At 57.8% G+C, this 22,910-nt stretch carries 26 protein-coding genes and 1 other RNA gene; 14 read left to right on the top strand and 13 right to left on the bottom strand.

Annotated elements, in window-relative coordinates; all coding sequences use genetic code 11:
- Positions 1-22: 22 nt before the first annotated feature.
- The gene (locus J7394_RS13075) at positions 23-904 is read left to right on the top strand and encodes a fructose bisphosphate aldolase (protein ID WP_209253625.1); all 882 of its coding nucleotides are present in this window, start codon (positions 23-25) and stop codon (positions 902-904) included.
- Between the two features lie 3 nt (positions 905-907).
- On the opposite strand, the gene J7394_RS13070 is transcribed toward J7394_RS13075, so the two are convergent.
- From J7394_RS13070 to fumC, 4 genes are read right to left on the bottom strand one after another with little or no spacing between them, the layout of a single operon-like run.
- The gene (locus J7394_RS13070) at positions 908-1,510 is read right to left on the bottom strand and encodes a DNA-3-methyladenine glycosylase I (RefSeq protein ID WP_209253624.1); all 603 of its coding nucleotides are present in this window, start codon (positions 1,508-1,510) and stop codon (positions 908-910) included.
- Positions 1,511-1,568: 58 nt separating this feature from the next.
- A complete protein-coding gene (locus J7394_RS13065) occupies positions 1,569-1,790 on the bottom strand; it encodes a ribbon-helix-helix domain-containing protein (protein WP_170479303.1) in 222 nt (73 codons plus the stop codon).
- Positions 1,787-1,963 (bottom strand): DUF4169 family protein, encoded by a 177-nt coding sequence (locus J7394_RS13060; protein ID WP_209253623.1) that lies wholly within the window; start codon positions 1,961-1,963, stop codon positions 1,787-1,789. Before J7394_RS13060 ends, J7394_RS13065 begins: the two co-directional genes overlap by 4 nt.
- Positions 1,963-3,357 (bottom strand): class II fumarate hydratase, encoded by a 1,395-nt coding sequence (gene fumC, locus J7394_RS13055; protein ID WP_209253622.1) that lies wholly within the window; start codon positions 3,355-3,357, stop codon positions 1,963-1,965. Before fumC ends, J7394_RS13060 begins: the two co-directional genes overlap by 1 nt.
- Before the next feature lie 241 nt (positions 3,358-3,598).
- On the opposite strand from fumC, the gene J7394_RS13050 reads away from it, so the two are divergent.
- Positions 3,599-4,114 (top strand): hypothetical protein, encoded by a 516-nt coding sequence (locus tag J7394_RS13050; RefSeq protein WP_170665231.1) that lies wholly within the window; start codon positions 3,599-3,601, stop codon positions 4,112-4,114.
- 29 nt (positions 4,115-4,143) lie between these two features.
- Here J7394_RS13050 and J7394_RS13045 read toward each other — a convergent pair whose 3' ends face one another.
- The 9 genes from J7394_RS13045 to J7394_RS13005 all read right to left on the bottom strand — a co-directional run bounded on the left by J7394_RS13045 (position 4,144) and on the right by J7394_RS13005 (position 11,030).
- Positions 4,144-4,602 (bottom strand): SspB family protein, encoded by a 459-nt coding sequence (locus tag J7394_RS13045; protein WP_170466831.1) that lies wholly within the window; start codon positions 4,600-4,602, stop codon positions 4,144-4,146.
- A gap of 76 nt (positions 4,603-4,678) precedes the next feature.
- Entirely contained in the window at positions 4,679-5,932 is a 1,254-nt protein-coding gene (gene chrA, locus J7394_RS13040) for a chromate efflux transporter (protein ID WP_209253621.1), read from the bottom strand.
- A gap of 161 nt (positions 5,933-6,093) precedes the next feature.
- A complete protein-coding gene (locus tag J7394_RS13035; RefSeq protein ID WP_209253619.1) occupies positions 6,094-6,525 on the bottom strand; it encodes an ester cyclase in 432 nt (143 codons plus the stop codon).
- Between the two features lie 101 nt (positions 6,526-6,626).
- Positions 6,627-6,974, bottom strand: a transfer-messenger RNA (tmRNA) gene (gene ssrA / locus J7394_RS13030).
- Between the two features lie 25 nt (positions 6,975-6,999).
- Positions 7,000-7,362 (bottom strand): DUF4345 family protein, encoded by a 363-nt coding sequence (locus J7394_RS13025; protein ID WP_170479317.1) that lies wholly within the window; start codon positions 7,360-7,362, stop codon positions 7,000-7,002.
- A gap of 18 nt (positions 7,363-7,380) precedes the next feature.
- On the bottom strand, positions 7,381-8,031 hold the full coding sequence (locus J7394_RS13020) for a TenA family protein (protein ID WP_371812007.1): 651 nt from the start codon (positions 8,029-8,031) through the stop codon (positions 7,381-7,383).
- A 75-nt stretch (positions 8,032-8,106) separates the two neighbouring features.
- Entirely contained in the window at positions 8,107-8,757 is a 651-nt protein-coding gene (locus J7394_RS13015; RefSeq protein ID WP_209253617.1) for a hypothetical protein, read from the bottom strand.
- 13 nt (positions 8,758-8,770) lie between these two features.
- Entirely contained in the window at positions 8,771-10,171 is a 1,401-nt protein-coding gene (locus J7394_RS13010; RefSeq protein WP_209253615.1) for a selenium-binding protein SBP56-related protein, read from the bottom strand.
- 127 nt (positions 10,172-10,298) lie between these two features.
- Positions 10,299-11,030, bottom strand: a complete 732-nt coding sequence (locus J7394_RS13005) for a FadR/GntR family transcriptional regulator (RefSeq protein WP_170458306.1) — start codon at positions 11,028-11,030, stop codon at positions 10,299-10,301.
- A gap of 84 nt (positions 11,031-11,114) precedes the next feature.
- Between J7394_RS13005 and J7394_RS13000 the strand changes: the two genes are divergently transcribed.
- From J7394_RS13000 to bamA, 12 genes are all read left to right on the top strand, one after another.
- The gene (locus J7394_RS13000) at positions 11,115-11,906 is read left to right on the top strand and encodes a DUF2182 domain-containing protein (RefSeq protein WP_209253613.1); all 792 of its coding nucleotides are present in this window, start codon (positions 11,115-11,117) and stop codon (positions 11,904-11,906) included.
- Positions 11,907-11,910: 4 nt separating this feature from the next.
- The gene (locus J7394_RS12995) at positions 11,911-12,615 is read left to right on the top strand and encodes a DUF1326 domain-containing protein (protein ID WP_170458301.1); all 705 of its coding nucleotides are present in this window, start codon (positions 11,911-11,913) and stop codon (positions 12,613-12,615) included.
- Positions 12,615-13,142 carry a DinB family protein gene (locus J7394_RS12990; RefSeq protein WP_209253611.1) on the top strand — a complete coding sequence of 176 codons (528 nt, stop codon included), beginning with the start codon at positions 12,615-12,617 and terminating at the stop codon, positions 13,140-13,142. Before J7394_RS12995 ends, J7394_RS12990 begins: the two co-directional genes overlap by 1 nt.
- Positions 13,143-14,246 carry a dimethylsulfoniopropionate demethylase gene (locus J7394_RS12985; protein WP_209253609.1) on the top strand — a complete coding sequence of 368 codons (1,104 nt, stop codon included), beginning with the start codon at positions 13,143-13,145 and terminating at the stop codon, positions 14,244-14,246. It abuts the gene before it with no gap.
- 101 nt (positions 14,247-14,347) lie between these two features.
- A complete protein-coding gene (acuI, locus tag J7394_RS12980; protein WP_209253607.1) occupies positions 14,348-15,343 on the top strand; it encodes an acryloyl-CoA reductase in 996 nt (331 codons plus the stop codon).
- Positions 15,344-15,511: 168 nt separating this feature from the next.
- The gene (frr, locus tag J7394_RS12975; RefSeq protein ID WP_170373774.1) at positions 15,512-16,075 is read left to right on the top strand and encodes a ribosome recycling factor; all 564 of its coding nucleotides are present in this window, start codon (positions 15,512-15,514) and stop codon (positions 16,073-16,075) included.
- 10 nt (positions 16,076-16,085) lie between these two features.
- Positions 16,086-16,817 carry an isoprenyl transferase gene (locus J7394_RS12970; RefSeq protein ID WP_170638659.1) on the top strand — a complete coding sequence of 244 codons (732 nt, stop codon included), beginning with the start codon at positions 16,086-16,088 and terminating at the stop codon, positions 16,815-16,817.
- Entirely contained in the window at positions 16,814-17,596 is a 783-nt protein-coding gene (locus tag J7394_RS12965; RefSeq protein ID WP_209253605.1) for a phosphatidate cytidylyltransferase, read from the top strand. Before J7394_RS12970 ends, J7394_RS12965 begins: the two co-directional genes overlap by 4 nt.
- Complete coding sequence (gene dxr / locus J7394_RS12960; RefSeq protein ID WP_209253603.1) at positions 17,596-18,768, top strand: 1-deoxy-D-xylulose-5-phosphate reductoisomerase; 1,173 nt, start codon at positions 17,596-17,598, stop codon at positions 18,766-18,768. Before J7394_RS12965 ends, dxr begins: the two co-directional genes overlap by 1 nt.
- Positions 18,769-18,772: 4 nt before the next feature.
- The gene (gene rseP / locus J7394_RS12955) at positions 18,773-20,125 is read left to right on the top strand and encodes an RIP metalloprotease RseP (RefSeq protein ID WP_209253601.1); all 1,353 of its coding nucleotides are present in this window, start codon (positions 18,773-18,775) and stop codon (positions 20,123-20,125) included.
- An 81-nt stretch (positions 20,126-20,206) separates the two neighbouring features.
- Positions 20,207-20,335 carry a hypothetical protein gene (locus tag J7394_RS23035; RefSeq protein ID WP_256439827.1) on the top strand — a complete coding sequence of 43 codons (129 nt, stop codon included), beginning with the start codon at positions 20,207-20,209 and terminating at the stop codon, positions 20,333-20,335.
- Between the two features lie 169 nt (positions 20,336-20,504).
- Positions 20,505-22,823, top strand: coding sequence for an outer membrane protein assembly factor BamA (bamA, locus tag J7394_RS12950; protein WP_247748209.1), 2,319 nt, complete (start codon positions 20,505-20,507; stop codon positions 22,821-22,823).
- The last annotated feature ends 87 nt before the right edge of the window (positions 22,824-22,910 follow it).

Here is a 22,910-nt window from a genome sequence, read left to right as displayed (position 1 = left end):
CAGTCTTGAACGGGAAAATACTATGTCCAAAGCAGAACAGCGCGCGCAGATGTCAGACGGAGCAGGCTTTATTGCAGCACTGGATCAAAGCGGCGGATCAACCCCGAAGGCTCTGGCGCTTTATGGTGTGGACGCGGCGCAATACGCTTCGGAGGAGGAGATGTTCGGCGAAATCCAGAACATGCGCGCGCGGATCATCCTGGCGGATGACTTCACGAAGGACAAAGTGATCGGTGCGATCCTTTTCGAGCGCACCCTTGGCGAAGAGATCGATGGCCGTAAAGTCGCTGATTATCTATGGTCCGTCAAAGGGATCGTGCCGTTTCTGAAAATCGACAAGGGTCTGGAAGAGACTGCAAACGGTGTGCAAATGATGAAGCCGATCCCAGGCCTGGCCGAGACTCTGGCCCAGGCGGAGGGCGTGTTTGGTACCAAGGAACGCTCGGTTATCCACGAAGCCAACGCCGAAGGCATCGCCGCCGTTGTTGCCCAGCAATTCGACGTAGCCCGCGTTGTGACCGACGCTGGCATGGTTCCGATTGTCGAGCCTGAGGTGAACATCAACTCGGAGACCAAAGCCGAGGCCGAGGACATCCTGAAAGCTGAAATCCTGAAAAACCTCGGCCAACTGGCCGAGGGGCAGGAGGTCATGCTGAAGCTGACCATCCCAAGCACCGCGAACCTCTATGATGAACTAGCCGATCACCCGCGTGTTCTGCGCGTCGTAGCCCTGTCGGGTGGCTACTCGACCGAGCAGGCCTGTGATCTGCTGGGTCAGAACGGCAAGATGATCGCATCTTTCTCACGCGCGCTGACCGAGGGGCTTTCGAAACAGCAATCGGATGCGGAATTCAACGCCGCCCTCGGCAGCAATATCGACAAGATCTTCAAAGCGTCGGCCTGACCCCTAAACCGGTTTGACGAAATCGCGGCGCATCTGTGCCGCTTTTTCCCGGCTGACGCAGCCTATCGCGTGATCATTGATCAGCCCCATCGCCTGCATGAAGGCAAAAACGGTGGTGGGGCCGACAAATTTCCAGCCCCTCTTTTTCAGGTCTTTCGACATCCCCACCGACTCGGCTGAGGTGCTGGCAGTCTGTGGCTCTGGCGGAGAGGTCGGTTCATACCGCCAGACATACGCCGCGAGGGAACCTTCCTGCGCCACCAACTCCTGCGCGCGGCGGGCGTTGTTGATCACGGCTTCGATCTTGCCGCGATGGCGGATAATAGCTGCATCTTGCAAAAGACGTTCGATATCTGCCTCCGAAAACTCGGCCATCTTGTTGAAATCAAAGTCGCAAAAGGCCCGGCGAAAATTCTCGCGCTTGTTCAGGATCGTGCGCCAGCTGAGGCCGGACTGAAAACTCTCAAGACACAGTTTTTCGAACAATCGCTGATCATCGGACACCGGGTAACCCCATTCCATGTCGTGATAGTCGAAAAACTCAGGCGCCGATTGACACCATGCGCACCGGGCGCGGCCATCTGGACCCAAAACTGTTTTGCTCATGAGTGTACCTATTTTGTTCTCACTCAGGCTACACTCAAAGCTGAGGCTCTGACAAGCGTCAAAGCTTGTCGCGGTACCAGTTCAGAATGAAAACCCGAATGGCCGATGCCAACCCTGTTTCAGGGTCACGTGCAACATCAATATCTGCCGCCAAAGCGTTGATGGGTTGTTGTTTTTCTTCGGCGATATCGCGGAACGCACGCCAGAATTCATCCTCAAGAGAGACTGACGTCCGGTGCCCCTTGAGGGTCAGAGAGCGTTTGACCGGAGGGCCGCTCATTCATCCAACTCGTGATTGTCCAGATCGCGGGTCTGCTTGTCCTTTTGCAGCTTCACGACCTGTTTTTCGGCCTTACTGCGCCCGAAGGCGACCGCATTTTGATCCGCGCGGGCCTTTTTCTCGGCCCGCGCTTTCTCTTTCCGATACCGGTTCAGATTGACCGGCTTACCCATCAGTCTTTCGGACCGATCATTTGTTCGGGGCGCACAACGGCGTCAAAGGTTTCCTCATCGACAAAGCCCAGTGCAATGGCCTCTTCCTTGAGGGTCGTTCCGTTTTTATGCGCCGTTTTGGCAACCGTGGTGGCGTTGTCATATCCGATGGTCGGGGCCAGAGCGGTCACCAGCATCAGCGATTCCTTCATCAGCTTGTCGATACGCGGCTCATTGGCCTTGATGCCCTGCAGCATCCGCTCGGTAAAGCTGTCGGTGGCATCGCCAAGCAGTTGGATCGACTGTAACAGGTTGTAGGACATCATCGGATTGTAGACGTTCAGCTCAAAATGCCCTTGCGAGCCGGCGAAGGTCATCGCGGCGTTGTTGCCCATCACATGTGCCGCGACTTGGGTCAGCGCCTCGGCCTGTGTCGGGTTCACCTTGCCGGGCATGATCGACGAGCCGGGCTCATTTTCCGGCAGAATCAGCTCACCCAGACCCGAGCGCGGGCCAGAGCCGAGGAAGCGAATGTCATTGGCGATCTTGTAGCAGCTGCCCGCAATCGTCGCCAACGCGCCCGACATGAAGACCATGGCGTCATGGGCGGCCAGCGCTTCGAACTTGTTGGGCGCGGTCACGAAGGGCAGGCCGGTGATCTCGGCCATGTGGCCTGCGACCGCTTCGCCCCAGCCGTTCTGCGTGTTCAGGCCGGTGCCGACGGCCGTTCCGCCTTGGGCCAGTTCGTAAATACCGGGCAGGGCGGCTTGAACGCGGGCGATGCCCTGACGAATCTGATGGGCATAGCCACCGAATTCCTGACCCAGGGTCAGAGGTGTCGCGTCCTGCGTATGTGTCCGGCCGATCTTGATGATGTCTTTGAATTCTTCGGCTTTCTGCTCCAGTCCCGATGCCAGTTTCTCAAGGCCCGGCAGCAGCACATCGCGCACGCTCATCGCGGTAGCGATATGCATGGCGGTGGGGAATGTGTCGTTCGACGACTGGCCCATATTGCAGTGATCATTGGGGTGAACCGGGTCTTTCGAGCCGATGACGCCGCCCAGAATCTCGATCGCGCGGTTGGCGATGACCTCGTTCGAGTTCATGTTGGACTGCGTGCCCGAGCCAGTCTGCCACACGACCAGAGGGAAGTTGTCGTCAAACTTGCCCTCGATCACCTCACCGGCGGCCTGAATGATCGCGTCGGCGATCTTTGCGTCCAGCTTGCCGGTCGCTTTGTTCTCCATCGCGCAGGCTTTTTTGATCACGCCCAGCGCACGCACGATGGCCACGGGCTGCTTCTCCCAGCCGATGGGGAAGTTCATGATCGAGCGCTGTGTTTGCGCCCCCCAGTACTTGTCAGCGGGAACCTCGAGCGGGCCAAAGCTGTCGGATTCGGTGCGGGTCTGAGACATCGGGTACTCCGTCTGGTATGCAGTTGTATGCCGTTTAGCCAAGGCAGCGCCGCAACGCAATTGGCCAGTTGAGCGCAGCTTAAACTCAACAAAACCCAAGGTATAGGCGCAAGGCGGGTGAAATTGTTCCAATCGCGCGCACGAGCCCCATTGTGCGCGCCTGCCGCTGAGCTACAATAAATGTGTGGCCATCGTGGAGGATGAAATGCCAATCTCAGCTCGGATGATCCCGTTGAAAACCATGCTGTTGGCCATGGGGCTGGTCCTGCTGGGCACGCTGGCAAACGCATCCAGTATCACGCCTTTCGTCGGGGACTACACCGGATCCGCCAATGTTGTCGACGTAGATGGAACTGCAACGCCTCGGGATATGAGCGTTTCGATCCATGAGACCCGCCACGGGTTCAATGTCAGCTGGACCACAACGACCTACAAGCTGGACGGGCGGGTTAAGCAACAGAAATTCTCGGTCGACTTTGTGCCCTCGGACCGGCCCGATGTGTTTTCTGCTGCCATGCAACGGAATGTGTTCGGCCATGAGGTGCCCCTGGACCCAATGAAAGGCGAACCTTTTGTCTGGGGCCGGATTGAGGGGGACACGATGACCGTATTTTCCCTATTTATTGATGCGCAGGGCGGCTACGAGTTGCAGCAATATGACCGTACATTGGCCGAGGGCGGTCTGAACCTGTCTTTCTCACGCTTCATCAACGGAAACAAATCCCGCGCGGTCGAGACCTTTTTACAAAAACAATAAACCCCGCGACGGGCGCGGGGCTTGATGGGTTACTTGCGGAAGCTATCCAATGAGACGACGTCCGCGTCGTGATGAACCTCGGGTTCTTCGACCTCAATTGTCTCTTCTACGAATTCCTCTTCCGCGTCGTCATCCTCGGGTCCTTCAAAGCGCAGGCCGAATTCGACAGACGGATCTACGAAGGTTTTGATGGCCGTGTAAGGGATGTAGAGCGGTTCCGGCGCGTCGCCGAAGTTCAACGTAATCGCAAAGCCGTTTTCGCCGACCTCGAGGTTTTCGAACCAGTGCTGCATCACAATCGTCATCTCTTCGGGATAGCGGTCACGCAGCCAGTCTGCGATGTCGACGCCGTCTTCTCTTGTATCGAACGTGATGAAGAAATGGTGCGCGCCTGGTAGCCCGGTTTCAGAGACACCGGTCAGAACGGTTTTGATCAGCCCGCGCATGGCTGTGTGCATCAGGTTTCCATAGTCGATGTCTTGCGACATGTGTCATCCTCGAAAGTGGTTGCATCCAGCATAGGCGTTTTAGCTGGAAACGAAAGGGCGGGTATCGCCGGATTGATCATAATAGCTGGATAGCGATGCCAGTGACGGACATCAGTGCCAGAACCGTTGCCATCCCTAATTTTGCCCGAAAAATCAATACCCCAGCGGCGATAGTAAGCGCAACCGCAGTGAGGTTTAGCGAGTCCCACCCAGGCAGAGGTATCGAGACAGGCCCCCAACTGTATTGCGTGAGTGCACCGAATAGAACGTTCAAGGCGAACCACACGGAGAGGTTGAGAATCACACCTACGACGGCTGCCGTTATGCCATGCAAACCGGCAGAGAGCCGAGGGCGGGTCGCCAGTTTGTCCAAGTACGGAGCGGCCAGAAAGATCCAAAGGAAACACGGAACGAACGTCGCCCATAGCGCAACCGCACCTGCGGCGAAGGCCAGCGAGACCCCTCCGTTGATTTGTCCGGTCAGCATCGCGACGAATTGCGTGACCAGAATCAACGGGCCGGGGGTGGTTTCCGCAAGGCCCAGCGCGTCAATCATCTGACCGGTACTGATCCATTGGTATTGATCGACGACGGTCTGGGTCATGTAGGCCAGAACCGCGTAGGCTCCGCCAAAGGTCACCACGGCCAGACGGGCGAAGAACCATCCCAAGTCGCTGAGCAATTGATGACCGGACAGGGACAGGAGGACCAATGGGCCGAGCCAGAGCGGCACCCAAATGGCAACCGTGCGTAGGGTGCCGGAAAAACTTGCGCGTGGGGAGGTGTCTTGCTGCGCAACGGGTCCCTTGAACGACGCATAGCCCCAGAGTGCAGCGGCCAGAATGATCAGTGGGAAGGGCAGGTTGAACAGGAAGATACCCAGGAATCCGATCCCCGCGATGAGGCGGTGTTCCGTGTCGGTCAATGCTTTTCGTGAAAGCTTCAGGAGCGCTTGCAGAACGATCACGATGACCGTGGCCTTGATTCCCAGAAAACCGGCTTGCACAAGGGGCAGGGTGCCGAAGCGAGCATAGAGCAGAACCAGCGCGGCAATCACCATGGCCCCCGGCAGGACAAACAGGGTGCCAGCAATCAACCCTCCGGTCACGCCCCGAAGACGCCAGCCCGCATAGGTGGCCAACTGCATTGCCTCTGGCCCCGGCAGCAACATGCATAGGGACAGGGCGCGCAAATAGGTTTCCTCAGACAACCAGGCGCGACGGTCTACCAACTCCTGATGCATCAAGGATATCTGTGCCGCAGGGCCGCCGAAGGACAAAAGACCAATTCTGCCGAAGACCAGAACAAGCTCGTGCATCGAAGGCGTCATGTCACGTCTGCCCGACGGTCAAAATGCGCTCGGATGGCTGGATTTTTCGATCACGAAGCATGACCCGTTTCCCTGCAATAGCGGCCGCGCTCGGAATGCGCGCAGCACATATGGCCTTAGCTATCGCGTTGGAAACTTGGGGGTCAAGGCGGCTTGGGTGTTCAGCTCCAATCCAGTCGCTGACCGGTCATGCAGACGGGCAGGGTATCCTGCGGAAATTGCCCAAGCTGTTCAAAAAACGATATGAAATCGAACTGGTTGTATGCTTCGACCATCTTGTCGCCTTTGAAGCGAGCCATGACCTGACCTGTCACCTCAAGCGGTGCGCCATTGTCGGCGCGGAAAGTTTTGACGTGCAGAATGCCGGACACCCAGTCCCCGCTTTCGATGATCTTTGGCAGCTCGACCGAGATGTCACCCAGAATATGCCGGAAGGCCATCACCAGATCGCGAAAATCATCGGCCCCAACCTGCATTTCAGGGATCAGCCCCTCGGCCATGGTTTCTGGTGCAAAATATTGATCAATCGCATCGGTATTCCCTTGTTCCCAAACTTCCGAATACCAAGCTTTCAAGATATCTGAGTGGGTCATCCCGGCCCTCCTGTCTGTCTGAGATGACTTTGGACAAAAGGGATGAATAAACTCTGAATCTGAGCCGAAATAAAAATAAACGCAGACAAAAGGCGTGAAAGAATGCAGGTTTCTGTTGCCAGGTACCTGCGAACCCCGCCTTACGCGGCTAGGCGCAAGGGCTTAAGTTTCGGTCTTGTTACTGCTTACGCAGCAACTGCAACCGGAGCACGATTGTCGTTTGCAATTGTACTAGTTTCGCCGATAACGGTGGCAGACAGCCGAGACAAAGCTAACCCCTTTAGACGTTCGTCGATCCTATTTCGGCCCCAAAATCCTCAAACGAAGGATGGTTGGTGGAGCCGCCGGGTACCGCCCCCGGGTCCGATCCGCTTATTACGAGCGCGTTTATGTCCATAGTCCCGAAGGACAGAACTTATATAGGTGAGGAGATTTCGGGATGCAAACCCGGAAATGCCCTCAGGGCACTGTAAATCACGAGGTGCGGTTCAGATTTGCAGCGATCAGCCAGACGGCCAGGATCAGTTCAATTCCCCCGAAAATCATGGCCTTGGCAAGCGGAGGGTTGTCCAGCAGCACCGACACGAACCGCCCCAAAGCCGCCCCGGCATAGGCTACGCCCAGCATGGCGTATGCCATTGGATGGTTTAGCCAGATCACGGCGATGCCCGTCACGACGAACAACCCTCCGACCGAGGCGCGCATCTCGCTCAGGCCCATGGTGCTGTTGGTCGGGGCCAGATCCAGCGCCGTCGCGGTGTGCAAAGGTGCGAGAAAGCCGAACAGGCCAAAGCCGATGGTCAGCAGAGCCGCGATGACGTTGAGGATATGTACCATGATCGTGCCTTTATCCGGTTACACCGCGTAGGCGGCGTCAAAAAAGTCTTTCTCCAGCTCAACCGCCCGGTGGAAAAGTCTTGTGACCTCGGCTTGCGCCTCGGGCGTCAAGGTGGGCCAGGTCTTGTCGAGCTGTCCACGCAGATACTCGACCACGCCCTCAAAACCTCCTCCGGCATGTAGCGTGATCCATTCCGCGAACCAGAAGGGCAGGTCGGGTTTCGGCGGATTTTCCGGGCTGACCCAGCTGAGATAGACCCATTCGGCGACAACCAGCACTGCAAGCGTGTTCTCATACCGGCCCGAGGCCGCAGCCTCCGCCATCAGGTCCTGAAACGCCTTGGTGGCGGGGGCAGCGTCGGTGCTGGGTTGTGTGCCCAGAGCCTCGAGCGAGCGCAGGAAGTAGGTGTTTTCAGGACCGGTAATCACCGCTAGAAATTGCGCGGCCAGAACGCTGTCGGCCAAGGTGGGCGCGTGTGCGATGGCGCTGGCCAGCAGGCGGACGAAGCCATCGACGAACTGATAGTCCTGTTGCAGATACCAGCGCATCTTGTCCTCGGGCAGGGTGCCGTCTGACAACTCGCGCGTGAAGGCATGGGTTGTTGCCGCCTGCCAGTCGGCAGCCTTGCCCTGACGCAGCATTTCCGTGGGGCGCGTGTTCTGGGACACTTCGAAAACTCCTAACTTCTTTCAAAGCAGGACAAAGCGGTTTTTCAAAACTTGTGCAAGGTGATCGTGCGGCGACTAGATTGCCGACCAAAGCCCCATCACGCCGACCAAAATCAGGCTGAGTGCCCAGATGAGTTCAAGGTTGAACCACGTGCGTGAGAGGAATTGCAGCCCCAGCCAGCGATAGACGCCATAGGCCAGAAGACCGCCTCCTAGGATCATTGCCGCCGTGTGGAGCGCGGCCACGGCCAGAACCAGCAGGGTGTTCGTTGTCATGATCTGAGAGATGGCCTGATGCCCGGCGTCTAGCTCATCCAAGTTGCATAGGCCCAGATAGATCGGAACCAGCATCAAGGCCGCGCCATGGGCCAGCGCGACCAAAAAGGACCACAGCGCGAGTTTGCTGGGCGGCACACGCGACAAGAACCGAGGGTGGTTGCGTGTGACGGCAATATAAAGCCCCATCGCAATAACGATCAGCGCGGCCCCAATGCGGATTTCGCGTTGGTAGTCGATCAACACGGCCATCATTGCAAATGGCAACAGGACACCCAGCATCGCCAGGAAATGACCGCCAGCAAGCGCCGCCAGCGCGCGCCAGAGCGCCGACTGGCGCTGCTCCATCAACGCTGACGAGACGGCAAGCGGCCAGCCCATACCGGGATTCAGCCCGTGATAGGCACCGCTGAGAACAACGGCTAGCCAGAGGCCAGCCGTTGATGTCATCAGAAATTCCAACTCAGACCGAAGGGTAGCAGAAACTGTCGGTCGAACAGTCTCCGCCCTCCAGCCGGATCTGGTGGCTGCGATAACCTTTGGGGAACTCGACCCAGAACTTAGGATCCAAGGTCAAGCCTCCGTTCTCGCCGACATCCGCCTTGACCATCGCCGCTCCACGTTCACCGGGATAGAACTGGTCATCCCAAGTGGAATAGAGCGAGTTTGTCCAGTAGACCCGTTTGCCGTCGCGGCTGATTTCGACCATTTGCGGGCCATAGCCAAAGTCCTGACCGTTCGGATGTTTGGTCTTTTTGACGATCCCGCCAATTTCGACCTTGCCCGCGAGTGTCGGGTTCATCGGGTCCGAGACGTCATATTGGTGCATCTCACCGGTGCCCCAGCAGGCGACATAGAGGTACTTGTCGTCGAGGCTCAGGTCGATATCTGTCACCAGCGGTGGAACGGCCGAGAAACCTTTCAGCAAGTCCGGCAGGTCATCCGGGTCGGCCGGTTGCGGGTCGATGGTGATGGTTTTCTTGGCCTCAAACGTGCCGTCATCGTTTCTCCACCATGTGAAGATCGCACCTTGCAGGTTGGTTGTGTCCACAACGACGCCGCAGAAGCCATACTGTTTGACCGGATCATGCGCAGGCCGGATTTCCAGCGCCATCTGGTGGTTTTCGCCCAGATCAATGGTTTGGATATTGGTACGGCTGCGCAGGTTCCAGAAATGGATGCTGTGACCGTATTTGTTCGATAGCAGGTCCTCGGCCACGATTCCGTTTTCGAACTGTGGCGGCAGCCCCCATTCGGAACTGACCATGTAGTCACGCGGTAGGTTCCACCAGAAATCATAGTGCTTGTCTTGAACACCGCGCTCGATCTCATACCGTCCGATGATCTCGAAACTTTCGCAATCCATGATGAAGATACCCGGAGGGCCATCGGTTCCGTCCTCTCCGCCACCGCCCAAGGTGCTGACATAGATGCCCTCAGGTCCGCAATGAATGGTGTGGGGGCGAGAATAACCTGTCTTTGCAAAGACTTCTTCGGGTTCGATGATCTTGTGGATCTTGGCCTCAAGCGGGTTCTTCACGTCGATCACGTAGATCCGGCTGGAGCGGATGCCCGGAATGATCAGATAGCGCCGCTCCAGAAACGCATGGCCCGTCAGTGGTGACAGCGCGGAAGAGCAAGCATTCCAGCCAAAGTGGTGAAATTCATCGCCTTTTTCCGGCATGATGACCTGATGGACGATTTTTCCATAGTCGTCAGAAGTTGGATCGACATTCACAACCGCCAGCCCGTCAGGTTGCGAAAAATCCGGGCTGAGCATCAGCGTAAAAGCAAGCGTCTCAGTGGGGCCCTCCATCGCCAGCTTGGCAGATGGGTAAAAGGTTGGGTCCGGTCTCGTGTTCATAACATCCTCCCGTAAGTCATTGATCTTCAATTAATTTTGAGAGTTCCGGTCTTGCCGCCGGGTGACATCCTGCCTGCTCGTGCTTCCTTTCTGCCTGTTGGTCTGCGTCAGATTTCGGGCCTGGGTGTCAGGCGGTTTTACGTTTGCGCTCAGCCACGTCTCGGGCCAGTTGGCGCGTATAGGTTTCTAGTTCGATCAGCGTTGCGTCTACCGATGGGGCATCGCGCGCCTCAAGCGCGTCGGCGATCTTGGTGTGCAGCGCAATGATTTCTTCGCGCGAGCGCGCGGTGAAAGTGATCATGTTCATCAGAGGCTGCATGGCCTCGACCGCACCCGCCAGTTGATAGGACAGCACTGGATTGTCCGCGCCATCGACCAGCGCGCGGTGAAAGGCGACGTCCGAGGCGCAGAAGGCCTCATCTGTCAGGCCCGGCTGAGCCTGACGAAAGATCTCGGCCCGCATCGTTGCCAGTTGATCCGCGGTGCGACGTTGGGCTGACAAAGCCGCGCAGGCGCGTTCCAGCGCATACCGCGCCTCGCATGCCGTATCGAAACTGACGGCGTTCATCGACAGCAGCAGGGTCGAGGTGGTTATTTGCTGCGAATAGGCGTCCTCAAAGCTGATCCGGTTCACAAAGGCCCCGCCGGTTGCACCGCGTTGGGTGCGGATCAGGGACTGCGCGGCCAAACGCTTCAGGGCCTCGCGTACCGTGGGGCGCGAAACCTGAAACTGATCTGCAAGCTCCGATTCAGAGGGCAGGCGCTCATCCACGATCAATTCGCCGGACACGATCGCGTTCCGAATGGCCTGTGCGATCTGGGCAGAGAGGTCTGCGGGATTGGCGGGATCTATCTTCATTTTGGAGCCGGTCTGAAAATTTTATTTGTCTGACATTTAAAAGTCTGACATTTGAAAAGCAAGAGAGTTGAGTCGGAGGATCACATGAGTCGCGCAATGTTCCGCAGCGGGATGTGGCTGGCGTTCTACGCAGTGATCCTGTGGGCCTGGTGGGTCATGTTCTCGATGAGCCGAGACATGGACCTCGACTTCATTGGCCGGCCAGGGCCGATGGGACAGGCCATGGCGGCGATGGATCCGCGCATGGATATGTATATGCCCATGGCGGAGTTCGGACCTTTGTTCTGGATGTGGGCGATCATGATGGCTGCAATGATGCTGCCGACGCTTGTGCCGACGCTCCGCAGCTATGACGACCTGATACGCAGCGCCAATGGTACGCGGGCTGGATGGCTGGGCGTTCTGGCCGGGTATTTCATCGTCTGGGTGGGATTTGCGGCGCTTATCGCGGGCGTTCAGCTTGCCCTGCTGTTCGGTGGGTTTGTCGATATGCTGGGCATCGCCAAGTCCCATTGGGTGGCCGGAGGGCTGCTGATCGTGGTCGGCGCCTTCCAGTTCACTCGCGCCAAAGAGGTTTGCCACGGCGTCTGTCACGCCCCAATGACGTATTTTTTAAGCCATTGGAAAACCGGCTTTGCGGGCGGTGTGAGAATGGGGCTGGGCCTGGGCGCGTTCTGCGTCGGTTGCTGCTGGGGCTTCATGGCGCTCGGCTTTGTCGGTGGCGTCATGAGCCTTTTGTGGATGGGTCTGGCGACCCTGTTCATGGTTTTGGAAAAACTCCCCCAGATCGGGCATGCTGTGACCCGACCCATGGGGTTCATACTGATTGCAGGCGGTGTTGTGCTGCTGATCTATCCCTTTGCTTACGGAGGATAAGCTGATGGCAAAAAACAGAAAACCCGAGGCCGACCGGCTTCCGATTAGTCAGCGGATCGACAGCCGTATGCCCAACCCGAAACGGCGTGAGATGAGCCCGACGGATTGGTCCATCAAAGGCGAGTTGATCCTGAACTGCTCATGCGATGTGTTCTGCCCTTGTGTGGTCTCATTGGGTGCGCACCCTCCGACCGAGGGTCATTGTCACGCCTGGATGGGTGTGATCATCGACGAAGGGCACTACGAGGGCGAAGACCTGTCTGGTCTGAATGTCGGCCTGCTGGTCGATATTCCGGGTCGCATGGGCGAGGGGCAATGGAAAGTCGCCGCTTACGTCGATGAACGCGCCAGCGGTAAGGCCTATAACGGGCTGCTGCAGATTTTCAGCGGTCAGGCCGGGGGCACCACGGGTCTGTTCACAATGCTGGTGAGTGAGATCATCGGGGCCGAGCGTGCTCCGGTCCAGATCGAACGGGACGGCAACAAGCGCAGGATTGCGATCGGTCGCAAAATCCAAGGCGAGATCGAGATGCTGGGCGGTAAAGACCCTGAGCATCCGGTGATGGTGTCGAACTCCAAATACTGGATGGGGCCAGACATCATCGTGGCGCGCGGAAACAAATCGAAAGTGCGCGATTATGGGCGCGTCTGGGATTTCGGTGGTAAATCCGCCGAGATCTGCCCGATCGACTGGCATGGGCCCAAGTGATGATCTCCGGAGCCTATGCAAGGGAAATGGCGCGCTACAACCACTGGCAAAACAGCCAGTTGGCAGAATTTCTTCAAGCGCTCTCACCCGAGGAACTGATGCAGGAACGCGGTGCGTTTTTCGGCTCGATCATGGGCACGGCGAACCACTTGCTGTGGGGCGACTGGATCTGGATGTCACGCTTTGACAAAGGGCCGGGACCAGAGAGCAATATCCACCGACCCGGAGGCGGCATCCACGAAAGCGTGCATCTCTGCCCTGACCTCGACAGCTGGCTGGCTCTGCGCGTGGCTATGGATGACCGGATCTCGGACTGGGCGGATACGCTTGGCGATGAGGTCCTTTCCGGGCCTTTCACATGGTACTCAGCCGCAAAAGAGGCTGATGTTACTTTGCCTTACGCGCAATGCGTGATGCATTTCTTCAACCATCAAACCCATCATCGTGGACAACTCCACAAAATGCTGACTGAAGCCGGTTCCGAGGCCCCGGTCAGCGATCTTTGCTTCATGCCAAAGGAGGGCTGAATGCCGCAAATATCCCTGTCTCGTCGCCTGCGTCGTACGCCGTTTTCCGAAGGCGTCGAAGCCGCTGGTGTCAAAGGCTACACGGTGTACAATCGGATGTTGTTGCCGACGGTTTTTGAAAGTGTCGAGGCCGACTACCATCACCTGAAGAAGAACGTTCAGGTCTGGGACGTCTCCTGTGAACGTCAGGTTGAACTGCGCGGGCCGGATGCTGCCCGTCTGATGCAGATGCTGACACCGCGTGACCTGCGCGGGATGCTGCCCGGGCAGTGCTTCTATGTGCCGATTGTGGACGAAACCGGTGGTATGCTGAACGATCCCGTAGCGGTGAAACTGTCGGAGGACCGCTGGTGGATCTCTATCGCCGACAGCGATTTGTTGCTATGGGTCAAAGGGTTGGCCAACGGATATCGTCTGGATGTGCTGGTTGATGAGCCGGACGTGTCGCCCTTAGGCGTTCAGGGGCCAAAGGCAGATGAGCTGATGGCGCGCGTATTCGGTGATCGTGTGCGCGATATACGTTTCTTCAAGTTCGACATGTTCGAATTCGAAGGGCGCGACCTTGCGGTTGCCCGTTCGGGATACTCAAAACAGGGCGGGTTCGAGATTTATGTCGAGGGCAGCGATATTGGTATGCATCTGTGGAACGCTCTGTTCTCGGCGGGCGAAGACCTGGACGTGCGGGCCGGGTGCCCCAACCTGATCGAGCGGATCGAAGGTGGGTTGCTGTCCTACGGCAATGATATGACCGACGACAACACACCGCATGAATGTGGGCTGGGCAAGTTCTGCAATACGCATACCGCTATTGGCTGTGTGGGCCGGGATGCGTTGTTGCGCGTGGCCAAGGAGGGCCCGGTGCAGCAGATCAGACCGATCGCAATTGACGGAGATGCAGTGCCGCCTTGTGTTCAGCCGTGGCCTGTCTTTGCGGGCGGAAAGCAGGTGGGTCAGGTGACGTCTGCGGCCTGGTCTCCGGATTTCTCGACCAATGTTTCGATAGGTATGGTCAAATTGAGCCATTGGGACGCCGGAACAAAGGTTGAGGTTGAAACGCCTGACGGAATGCGGGGCGCGACGGTGCAGGGGCAGTTTTGGATCTAGCGGAGGCTGGGGGCTCTGCCCCCGTCGCTGCGCGACTCCCCCGGGATATTTTGGGCCAGGTGAAGGATTGGGCTGGCCGCCAAAAATGAAAGGATAGCAATATGTTCAATGCTTTGGTTATGGAAAAGGATGAAGAAAGCGGTCTGGCAAGCCCCTCGGTCAAGCAGCTCTCGCTGGAGGATCTGCCTGACGGAGAGGTAACAGTGGCTGTTGAGTATTCGACGGTGAACTACAAGGACGGTTTGTGCCTGTCGGCCAAGGGTGGTGGGCTGGTGCGGAACTATCCGCACATTCCCGGTATCGACTATGCAGGAACGGTCGAAGCGTCTTCGGATGACCGTTACACGCCCGGTGACAAGGTGGTTCTGACCGGCTGGCGAGTGGGTGAGGCCCATTGGGGTGGGTATTCGCAGAAGGCCAACGCTCGGGCCGATTGGTTGGTGCCTTTGCCGGATGGGTTGGATGCTCGGCAGGCGATGGCCGTTGGAACAGCCGGGTTCACGGCCATGTTGGCGGTTATGGCACTGGAGGATCACGGTTTGACGCCGGATCGTGGGCCTGTGCTGGTGACTGGCGCTGCGGGTGGTGTTGGTTCGGTGGCGACGGCCATTCTGGGCAAGCTGGGTTATGAGGTCGCGGCTGTAACCGGACGTCCTGAGACCGGAGACTACCTGAAATCGCTTGGCGCCACGACCATCGTGCCGCGTGAAGAGCTGAACGAAACCACAAAGCGCCCGCTGGAAAGCGAAACCTGGGCGGGCTGTGTCGATGCAGTTGGCGGTGACATGCTGGCGCGCGTTTTGGGTCAGATGAAATACGGTTGCTCGGTCGCCGCTGTTGGACTTGCCGGTGGTGCGGGGTTGCCTGCAACAGTGATTCCCTTCCTGCTGCGTGGGGTGAACCTTCTGGGGATCGATAGCGTGATGCAGCCCTATGACAACCGTCTGCGGGCTTGGCAGCGCATCGCGACCGACCTGCCGATGGACAAGCTGGAGGCCATGGTGCATCCGGCCGCTCTGTCCGATTTGCCGCAGCTGGGTGCGGATATTCTGAAAGGTCAGGTCAAGGGGCGCGTTGTCGTCGACGTAAACGCCTGATAAAGGAAAATAGCCGGGGCAGAACTGCCCTGGCTTAACCTTCGGGTCGGCAAAAGGACCGAAACAGTTCTGGTCATTGCCACAATTCATGCTCATGATTGCTATACATCCCAAATGCGATGGCTTAAGACCCATCCAAACAGCACTTGAAGACGGGGAGTGAGCAGCATGTCTGACGACTTCGAACTGGACACCGACGATCTGAAACGCCGCATGGATGGCGCGATGTCCAATCTCAAAACTGAATTTGCCTCTCTGCGCACCGGGCGGGCCTCGGCCTCGATGCTGGAGCCGGTGATGGTGGATGCCTATGGCTCGATGACGCCGATCAACCAGGTTGGCACGGTCAATGTGCCTGAACCTCGGATGGTGACGGTGAATGTCTGGGACAAGGGCCTTGTGGGCAAGGTGGAAAAGGCGATCCGTGAAAGCGGGCTGGGTATCAATCCACAGCTGAACGGCACAATCATCATGCTGCCGATCCCGGAACTGAACGAAGAGCGCCGCCGCGAGCTGGGCAAAGTTGCCGGGCAATATGCCGAAAGCGCGCGGGTTTCGATCCGCAACGTACGCCGGGACGGTATGGATCAGATCAAGAAAGCGAAATCGGATGGAATGTCCGAGGATGACCAGAAGTTCTGGGAAAGCGAAGTTCAGGATCTGACCGACACGATGATCAAAGCTGTTGATGCCGCGCTTGAGACCAAGCAGTCGGAAATCATGCAGGTCTGAGCCGGTACTGATGCCCAAGGATCCCCATACGGACGTGCAGGCTGGCCCAAAGCATGTCGCAATTATCATGGATGGCAATGGTCGGTGGGCGCAGGCGCGTGGCCGGCCTCGGCTTTTTGGTCACCACGCAGGTGCGCGGCGCGTACGAGAGGTGGTCGAGGCCTGTCCGGGGTTGGGCATCAAATACCTGACGGTTTTTGCGTTTTCGACGGAGAACTGGAAGCGGACTCAGGTCGAAGTCGCTGGCCTCATGAGCCTGTTTCGGCGGTATATCATCAAGGAAACCCGCACTCTGGCTGAGAATGGCATTCGCGTGCGCTTTATCGGCGATCGGGTCCGCTTGGATGCCAAGCTGATCGACCTGATGGATTCGCTGGAAGAGGCAACGAAGGACAACGATTTGGTCCATTTGACCGTCGCGTTGAACTATGGCGGCCGGGATGAGGTGGCGCGGGCCACGAAACGTCTTGCACGGGACGTGGCCGAGGGGCGGCTGAAGCCCGAAGATGTGGATGAAGAAACCCTGCCCAAGTATCTGGATACACGTGTTCTACCCGATCCCGATCTTGTCATTCGCACCAGCGGAGAGGCGCGGATCTCGAACTTTCTCCTGTGGCAGTCGGCCTATTCCGAATACGAATTTATCGACACCCTCTGGCCGGATTTCACTGCCGCCGAGTTGGAGCGTCTGTGCCGCAACTACGGCGCGCGCGAGCGGCGTTTCGGAGCGGTTCTGGCATGAGCGAAGGCCGATGGTCTGATCTGACCGCACGGGTTCTGTCCGCAGTCGTTTTGGTCGCAATCGGCGCGGTTGAGGTCTGGCTGGGCGGCTTGTGGTTTGAAAGCTTCATCGCGGTTGCCTGCGGTTTGATGACTTGGGAACTTGTACGCATGATCGAACCGCAGCGCGGAGGCATGGCCATGCAACTCGGTATTCTGACCGGGGTTGCGGTGATCATCAGCTATCACGTGCCGCCGCTCTACAAGCTACCGTTTCTCGTTGCTCCGGCGCTGGTCGGGGCAGGGCAGGTCACCCGTTCGCGCGGGTTGTACTTTCTGTTTGCTTTGTGGATTGCGGGCGCTGGTCTAGGCTTCATTTCCATACGTGAAAACATGGGCTTCGGCTGGATGGTCTGGCTGATCGCGGTCGTCGTGGCAACGGATGTTGCCGGGTATTTCGTGGGCAAGGCCATTGGTGGCCCGAAATTCTGGCCCAAGGTCAGCCCCAAGAAAACATGGTCGGGCACGGCAGGTGGTTGGGTCGCGGCGGGCCTAGTTGGCGCGGGTTTCGCAATGCATGGCGGGTTCGGGGTACCGTTCGTTCTGGTCTCGGTTCTGGCGTCCATGGCCAGCCAGGCGGGCGATATCTGTGAAAGCGCGGTCAAGCGGAAATTCGGCGTCAAAGACAGTTCGAACCTCATACCGGGGCATGGCGGGTTTCTCGACCGATTTGACGGCATGATGGGCGCGGCGTTGTTCGTGCTGATCGCAGGGCTGGTTTACGCTCCCGGAGAGATGTGATGCGCGAAGTCTCGATCCTTGGGGCGACCGGATCAATTGGTCAGAATGCGATTGACCTCATTGCGCGCGATATCGAAGCCTATGATGTGGTCGCCCTGACAGGTGGCGCGAACATCCGGAAACTGGCCGAGGATGCCCGGCGGCTTGGCGCGCAAGTCGCGGTCACCGCGTTTGAGGACCGGTTGCAGGACCTCCGCGATGCGTTGCAGGGCAGCGGGATCGAGGCAGCGGCGGGTCAGAGCGCGATCGTCGAAGCCGCCGCGCGCCCCGCCGATTGGGTGCTGTCCGCGATTGTTGGCGCCGCCGGTCTGGCCCCCGGAATTGAGGCGTTAAAACAGGGCGCAACGCTGGCGCTTGCCAATAAAGAAACTTTAGTCTGTGCGGGCGCCCTAGTTTTGCAGACGGCCCGCGAGAACGATGCGCGTGTACTGCCTGTCGACAGTGAGCATTCAGCGGTGTTTCAGGCATTGGCCGGTGAGGATATGGATGCGGTCGAACGCGTCATCATCACCGCAAGCGGCGGAGCGTTCCGGGATTGGCCGCTCGAGGATCTGGCGTCCGCAACCGTTACACAGGCCTCAAGCCATCCGAACTGGAACATGGGGCAGCGGATCACGATTGATAGTGCATCCATGTTCAATAAAGCGCTTGAAGTCATTGAAACCCGAGAATTCTTTGGCGTCGGTCCGGACCAGATCGAGGTATTGGTGCATCCCGAATCCATAGTGCATGCGATGGTCGGGTTTCGGGACGGGGCGCTGATGGCACATCTGGGCCCGCCTGATATGCGGCATGCAATTGGTTATGCTCTGCATTGGCCCGAAAGGCGCGATCTGCCGGTTGATCGGTTGGATCTGGCGCAGCTCAGCCAGTTGCGCTTTTCCCATCCCGACCTGAACCGCTATCCCGCGCTGAAACTGGCCCGAGACGTGATGGCGCGCGGCGGCCTTTCGGGGGCCGTTTTCAACGCCGCGAAAGAACGTGCTTTGGATCACTTCATCGCAGGCCAAATAGGTTTCACGACCATGGCAGAAGTCGTCTCACGCGTTCTGGACCGTTTTGATGCCGAGGATGGCCTTATTAACGCCCCTTTGACCCTTGATAACGTACAGCAAACGGACCATCTCGCACGGCAGTGGGCGGATGAAGCCGTGATCAAACGAGCAGGATAGAGTTTTGGACGTACTTTCGCTGATCCCTCAGTTCGGAAATTTGCTCTGGACGATTGTGGCCTTTGTGATCGCCCTGTCCGCGATCGTCGCGGTTCACGAGTACGGGCACTACATCGTCGGCCGCTGGTCCGGCATTCATGCCGAGGTGTTCTCGATCGGGTTCGGCCCTGTTCTATGGAGCCGCGTGGATAAACGCGGCACGCGGTGGCAGATCGCGCTGTTGCCCTTTGGCGGCTATGTGAAGTTCCTTGGTGATGCCAATGCGGCCTCGGGCAAGGATGAAGACGCGATGGATGACATCGCGCAGCAGCAGCCGGAATACCTGCGCCACACCATGCACGGAGCACCCCTTTGGGCGAGAACCGCCACTGTGGCGGCGGGGCCGGTCTTCAATTTCGTCATGTCGATTCTGGTCTTTGGCCTGATCTTCTGGTCTCAGGGCGTTACGCGTGAGCCGCTGACGGTGGGCGAACTGAAGCCGCTGCCGGGAACAGAGCAGGGGCTGCAGGAGGGCGATGAGATTCTGGCCATTGCCGGGATTGAAGTGCCTGATTTCGACGAAGAAGGCGCGTGGAGCGATTTCACCGACGCTCTGCCGGTCGAACCGGTGCTGGACTATACGGTCCTGCGCGATGGCGAAACGCTGGATGTCTCAGCCCCTTGGCTGTTCCCGCCGCTGATCCAGCAGGTCACGCCGCGCAGTGCGGCGTTTGATATCCAGTTGGAAGGGGGCGACGTCATCACCTCGGTCGATGGAGATCCGATCTTTGCGTTCGAGCAACTGAAAGAACATGTTGAAGGTTCGGACGGTCGGGTGTTGTTGTTGAACGTCTGGCGTGACGGGGCCGAGCTTGAGTTCGCGCTTGCTCCGCGTCGGACCGATGAACCTCAGCCGGATGGTGGGTTCGTCACCCATTGGCGGATCGGGATCGTTGGCGGCATGATGCTGCAACCCGCGACCGAGCCTGCGGGGCTTTGGGATTCGCTGGTTGGCGGTGTGGGTCAGACCGGGCGCATCATAGAAGGGTCTCTGTCCGGCATGTGGCACATGATTACCGGCGCGATCAGCACCTGTAACATCTCGGGTCCGATCGGAATCGCCGAGACCTCGGGTGCCATGGCCAGCCAGGGTGCGCAGAATTTCATCTTCTTCATCGCGGTGCTGTCAACGGCTGTAGGTCTGCTGAACCTGTTCCCGATCCCGGCCTTGGACGGAGGGCACCTGGTGTTCTACGCCTACGAGGCCGTCTCGGGCAAACCGCCCAGCGACAAAGCGCTGCGGATTTTGATGACCCTCGGAATTGCAGTCGTTCTCAGCCTCATGGTTTTCTCGGTCAGTAACGATCTGTTCTGCTGATTGTGGCGCAAGCGGCGCATTCGCGCCGCATTGATGCCGCATTTCAGGCGTAGAAAGTGGCCGCTGAAAAATGAGGCGGCCATGACCAAAGCTATTCAAAAATCCTATCAGAGTGTCAGCATCCTGTTCGTTCTGAACTGGGATGTGCTTTTGTGCTTTGGTCTGACAGCGCTGGCACTTGCCGGCGGTGCGTATCTCGCCGGTCTCTGATTCCCCAAAAGCCCTGTAAAAATGCTTGTCAGGTGACCTATCGTCGCCCTGATGGTTTTGGAGTTTTGACAAGCGCATTCAATCCCGCTACTCAGCATTAAGTCCTAAATTTTTGGGTAGAGAAAAAATGGCTGACGGGCGAGGCGCGGGTATATCCTGCGGAGGGCAGATGACAACAAACAAGATTTTGTGGCGCACACGATCATTTCTTTTTCTTACTGCGGTAATGGGTTTACTGGCTTTGCCGCATGCAGCGCAGGCTCAAAACTTCACCATTAATTCATTCGAAGTTGAGGGGAACCGGCGCATCGAGACCGGCACAATCATTCAACAGACGGGAATCGAGCCGGGGCAGACGGTTTCGGCAGGTCAGTTGAATGACGCGTATCAGCGTGTGCTTGACAGTGGTGTTTTTGAAACAGTCGAATTGACACCTCGTGGCTCGACTCTGGTGATCGAGGTGCAAGAGTATCCAACGATCAACCAAATCAGCATCGAAGGGAATCGCCGGGTCAAAGATGATCTTCTGCTGGACGTGATCACATCCGAGCCGCGCCGTGTTTTCACGCCCCAGGTGGCCGAGGCGGATGCCGATCTCATTGCCGAAGTCTATTCTGCGCAAGGTCGGGTATCGGCAACTGTGATCCCGCGCGTCATCCGCCGGAATGATAACCGCGTCGATCTGGTGTTCGAGGTTGCAGAAGGCACCACGATTGAGATTGAACGTGTCAGTTTTGTCGGCAACCGTGCGTTTTCCGACCGCCGTCTGCGTCGCGTGCTCGAGACCAAACAGGCCACTTTCCTGCGGACGTTCTTCCGCAATGATACGTTCATCGGAGACCGGATCGAATTTGATAAACAAGTGATCCGGGATTTCTATTTGTCGCGCGGATTTGCAGATTTTCGTGTGAACAGTGCCAACGTGGAATTCACCCGCGAGCGGGACGCCTTTTTCCTTGTTATGAACATCACCGAAGGGCAGAAGTTCTCGTTCGGCAAAATCACGACCGTCAGCGAGATCCCGGGTGTGGATGCGTCGATCTATCAGGACGCTTTGAAAATCAAACCGGGCGTGACCTATTCTCCGACCCTGATCGAGAACTCGATTGCCCGTCAGGAGCGGTTGGGCGTGAAACAGGGCGTGGATTTCCTGCGCGTCGAGCCGCGCGTCACGCGCAATCCGCGTGATCTGACGCTGGACGTTGAATTCGTCCTTAGTCGCGGCCCGCGAATTTTCGTGGAACGCATTGATATCGAGGGCAACACAACCACGTTGGACCGGGTGATCCGTCGTCAGTTCGACACCGTGGAAGGCGACCCGTTCAACCCACGTGAAATTCGTCAGGCGGCTGAGCGGATCAACGCTTTGGGTTTCTTCGCTCGTGCCGAGGTCGAGCCGCGTGAAGGATCCTCGCCCAGCCAGGTCATCCTGGATGTGGATGTCGAGGAGCAACCCACCGGATCGCTCAGCCTTGGTGGTAGCTATTCGGCCTCGGATGGTTTCGGTATTGCGATTGGCTTGAATGAATCGAACTTTCTTGGCCGGGGCCAGAATATCGGGGTACTCATCTCAACTGCCCAGGACTCCGAGCAATACTCGCTGACCTTTACCGAGCCGTACCTTTTGGGCCGTAAACTACGTTTTGATCTGGGATTGGGCATTGCAGCAACGAATTCCAGCTTTGCCAGCTATGATACTGACCGAGCGTTCTTTACTCCGCAGCTGACATATTCGATTGGCGATTTGTCGGCCCTGCGTGTGCGCTATGGTTGGGAACGGTCTGAAATGACCCAGCAAGGCGATCAGCCGAACGGCGCTGTCATCAGTTCGGAAATTGCCCAAGGTGAGCGGGTCAGCAGCACCCTTGGTCTAACCTATGTGTATGACAGCCGTCTGGGTGGTCTGAATCCAAACGCCGGTGTTTTGTTCGAACTCGGGTTTGACGCAGCGGGTCTGGGCGGTGACAACAAGTTCTTCAAGACGACTGCGCGCAGTATCGCACAGACCCGTGTGTGGAACGAAGAGGTCGTTCTGCGGGCAACTTTTGAAGCCGGTGCGCTGCATTGGTCGGGGAATGACTTCAGCCGTACCATTGACCGTTTCATTCTGGGGCCCAGCACGTTCCGGGGGTTTGAACCGGCTGGTATTGGACCGCGAGATTTGTCCAACGGGCAGGATGATGCAATCGGCGGCAACTATTATTGGGTGGCGCGGTTCGAAAGCGACTTTCCTCTTGGGCTGCCGGAAGAATTGGGCCTGCGGGGCGGCGTGTTTTACGACGTAGGCAACCTCTACAATGTCAGTAACGTCAACACAGCGGGTGCGAATATTGTGGGGGCTGATGGCTCGATCCGCCACGTGCTTGGTGTGTCGGTTCTGTGGGAAACACCGTTCGGCCCACTGCGCTTCAACTTCTCAAAAGCTCTGAAAAAAGAAGATTTCGACAAGGAACAGAGTTTCGACCTGACCGTTCAGGCAAGGTTCTAATCTGGCATGCTGTTGCATTCATTCAGGCAAGCTTGGGGCCCAGTTCGGGCCCTTTGCGTTTTGCTGGGCCTTACGCTTGCGTCTCAG

It is taken from the genome of Ruegeria sp. R13_0 (assembly GCF_017743995.1).
GTDB lineage: Bacteria > Pseudomonadota > Alphaproteobacteria > Rhodobacterales > Rhodobacteraceae > Ruegeria.
This window is presented reverse-complemented; position numbering and strand designations above follow the sequence as displayed.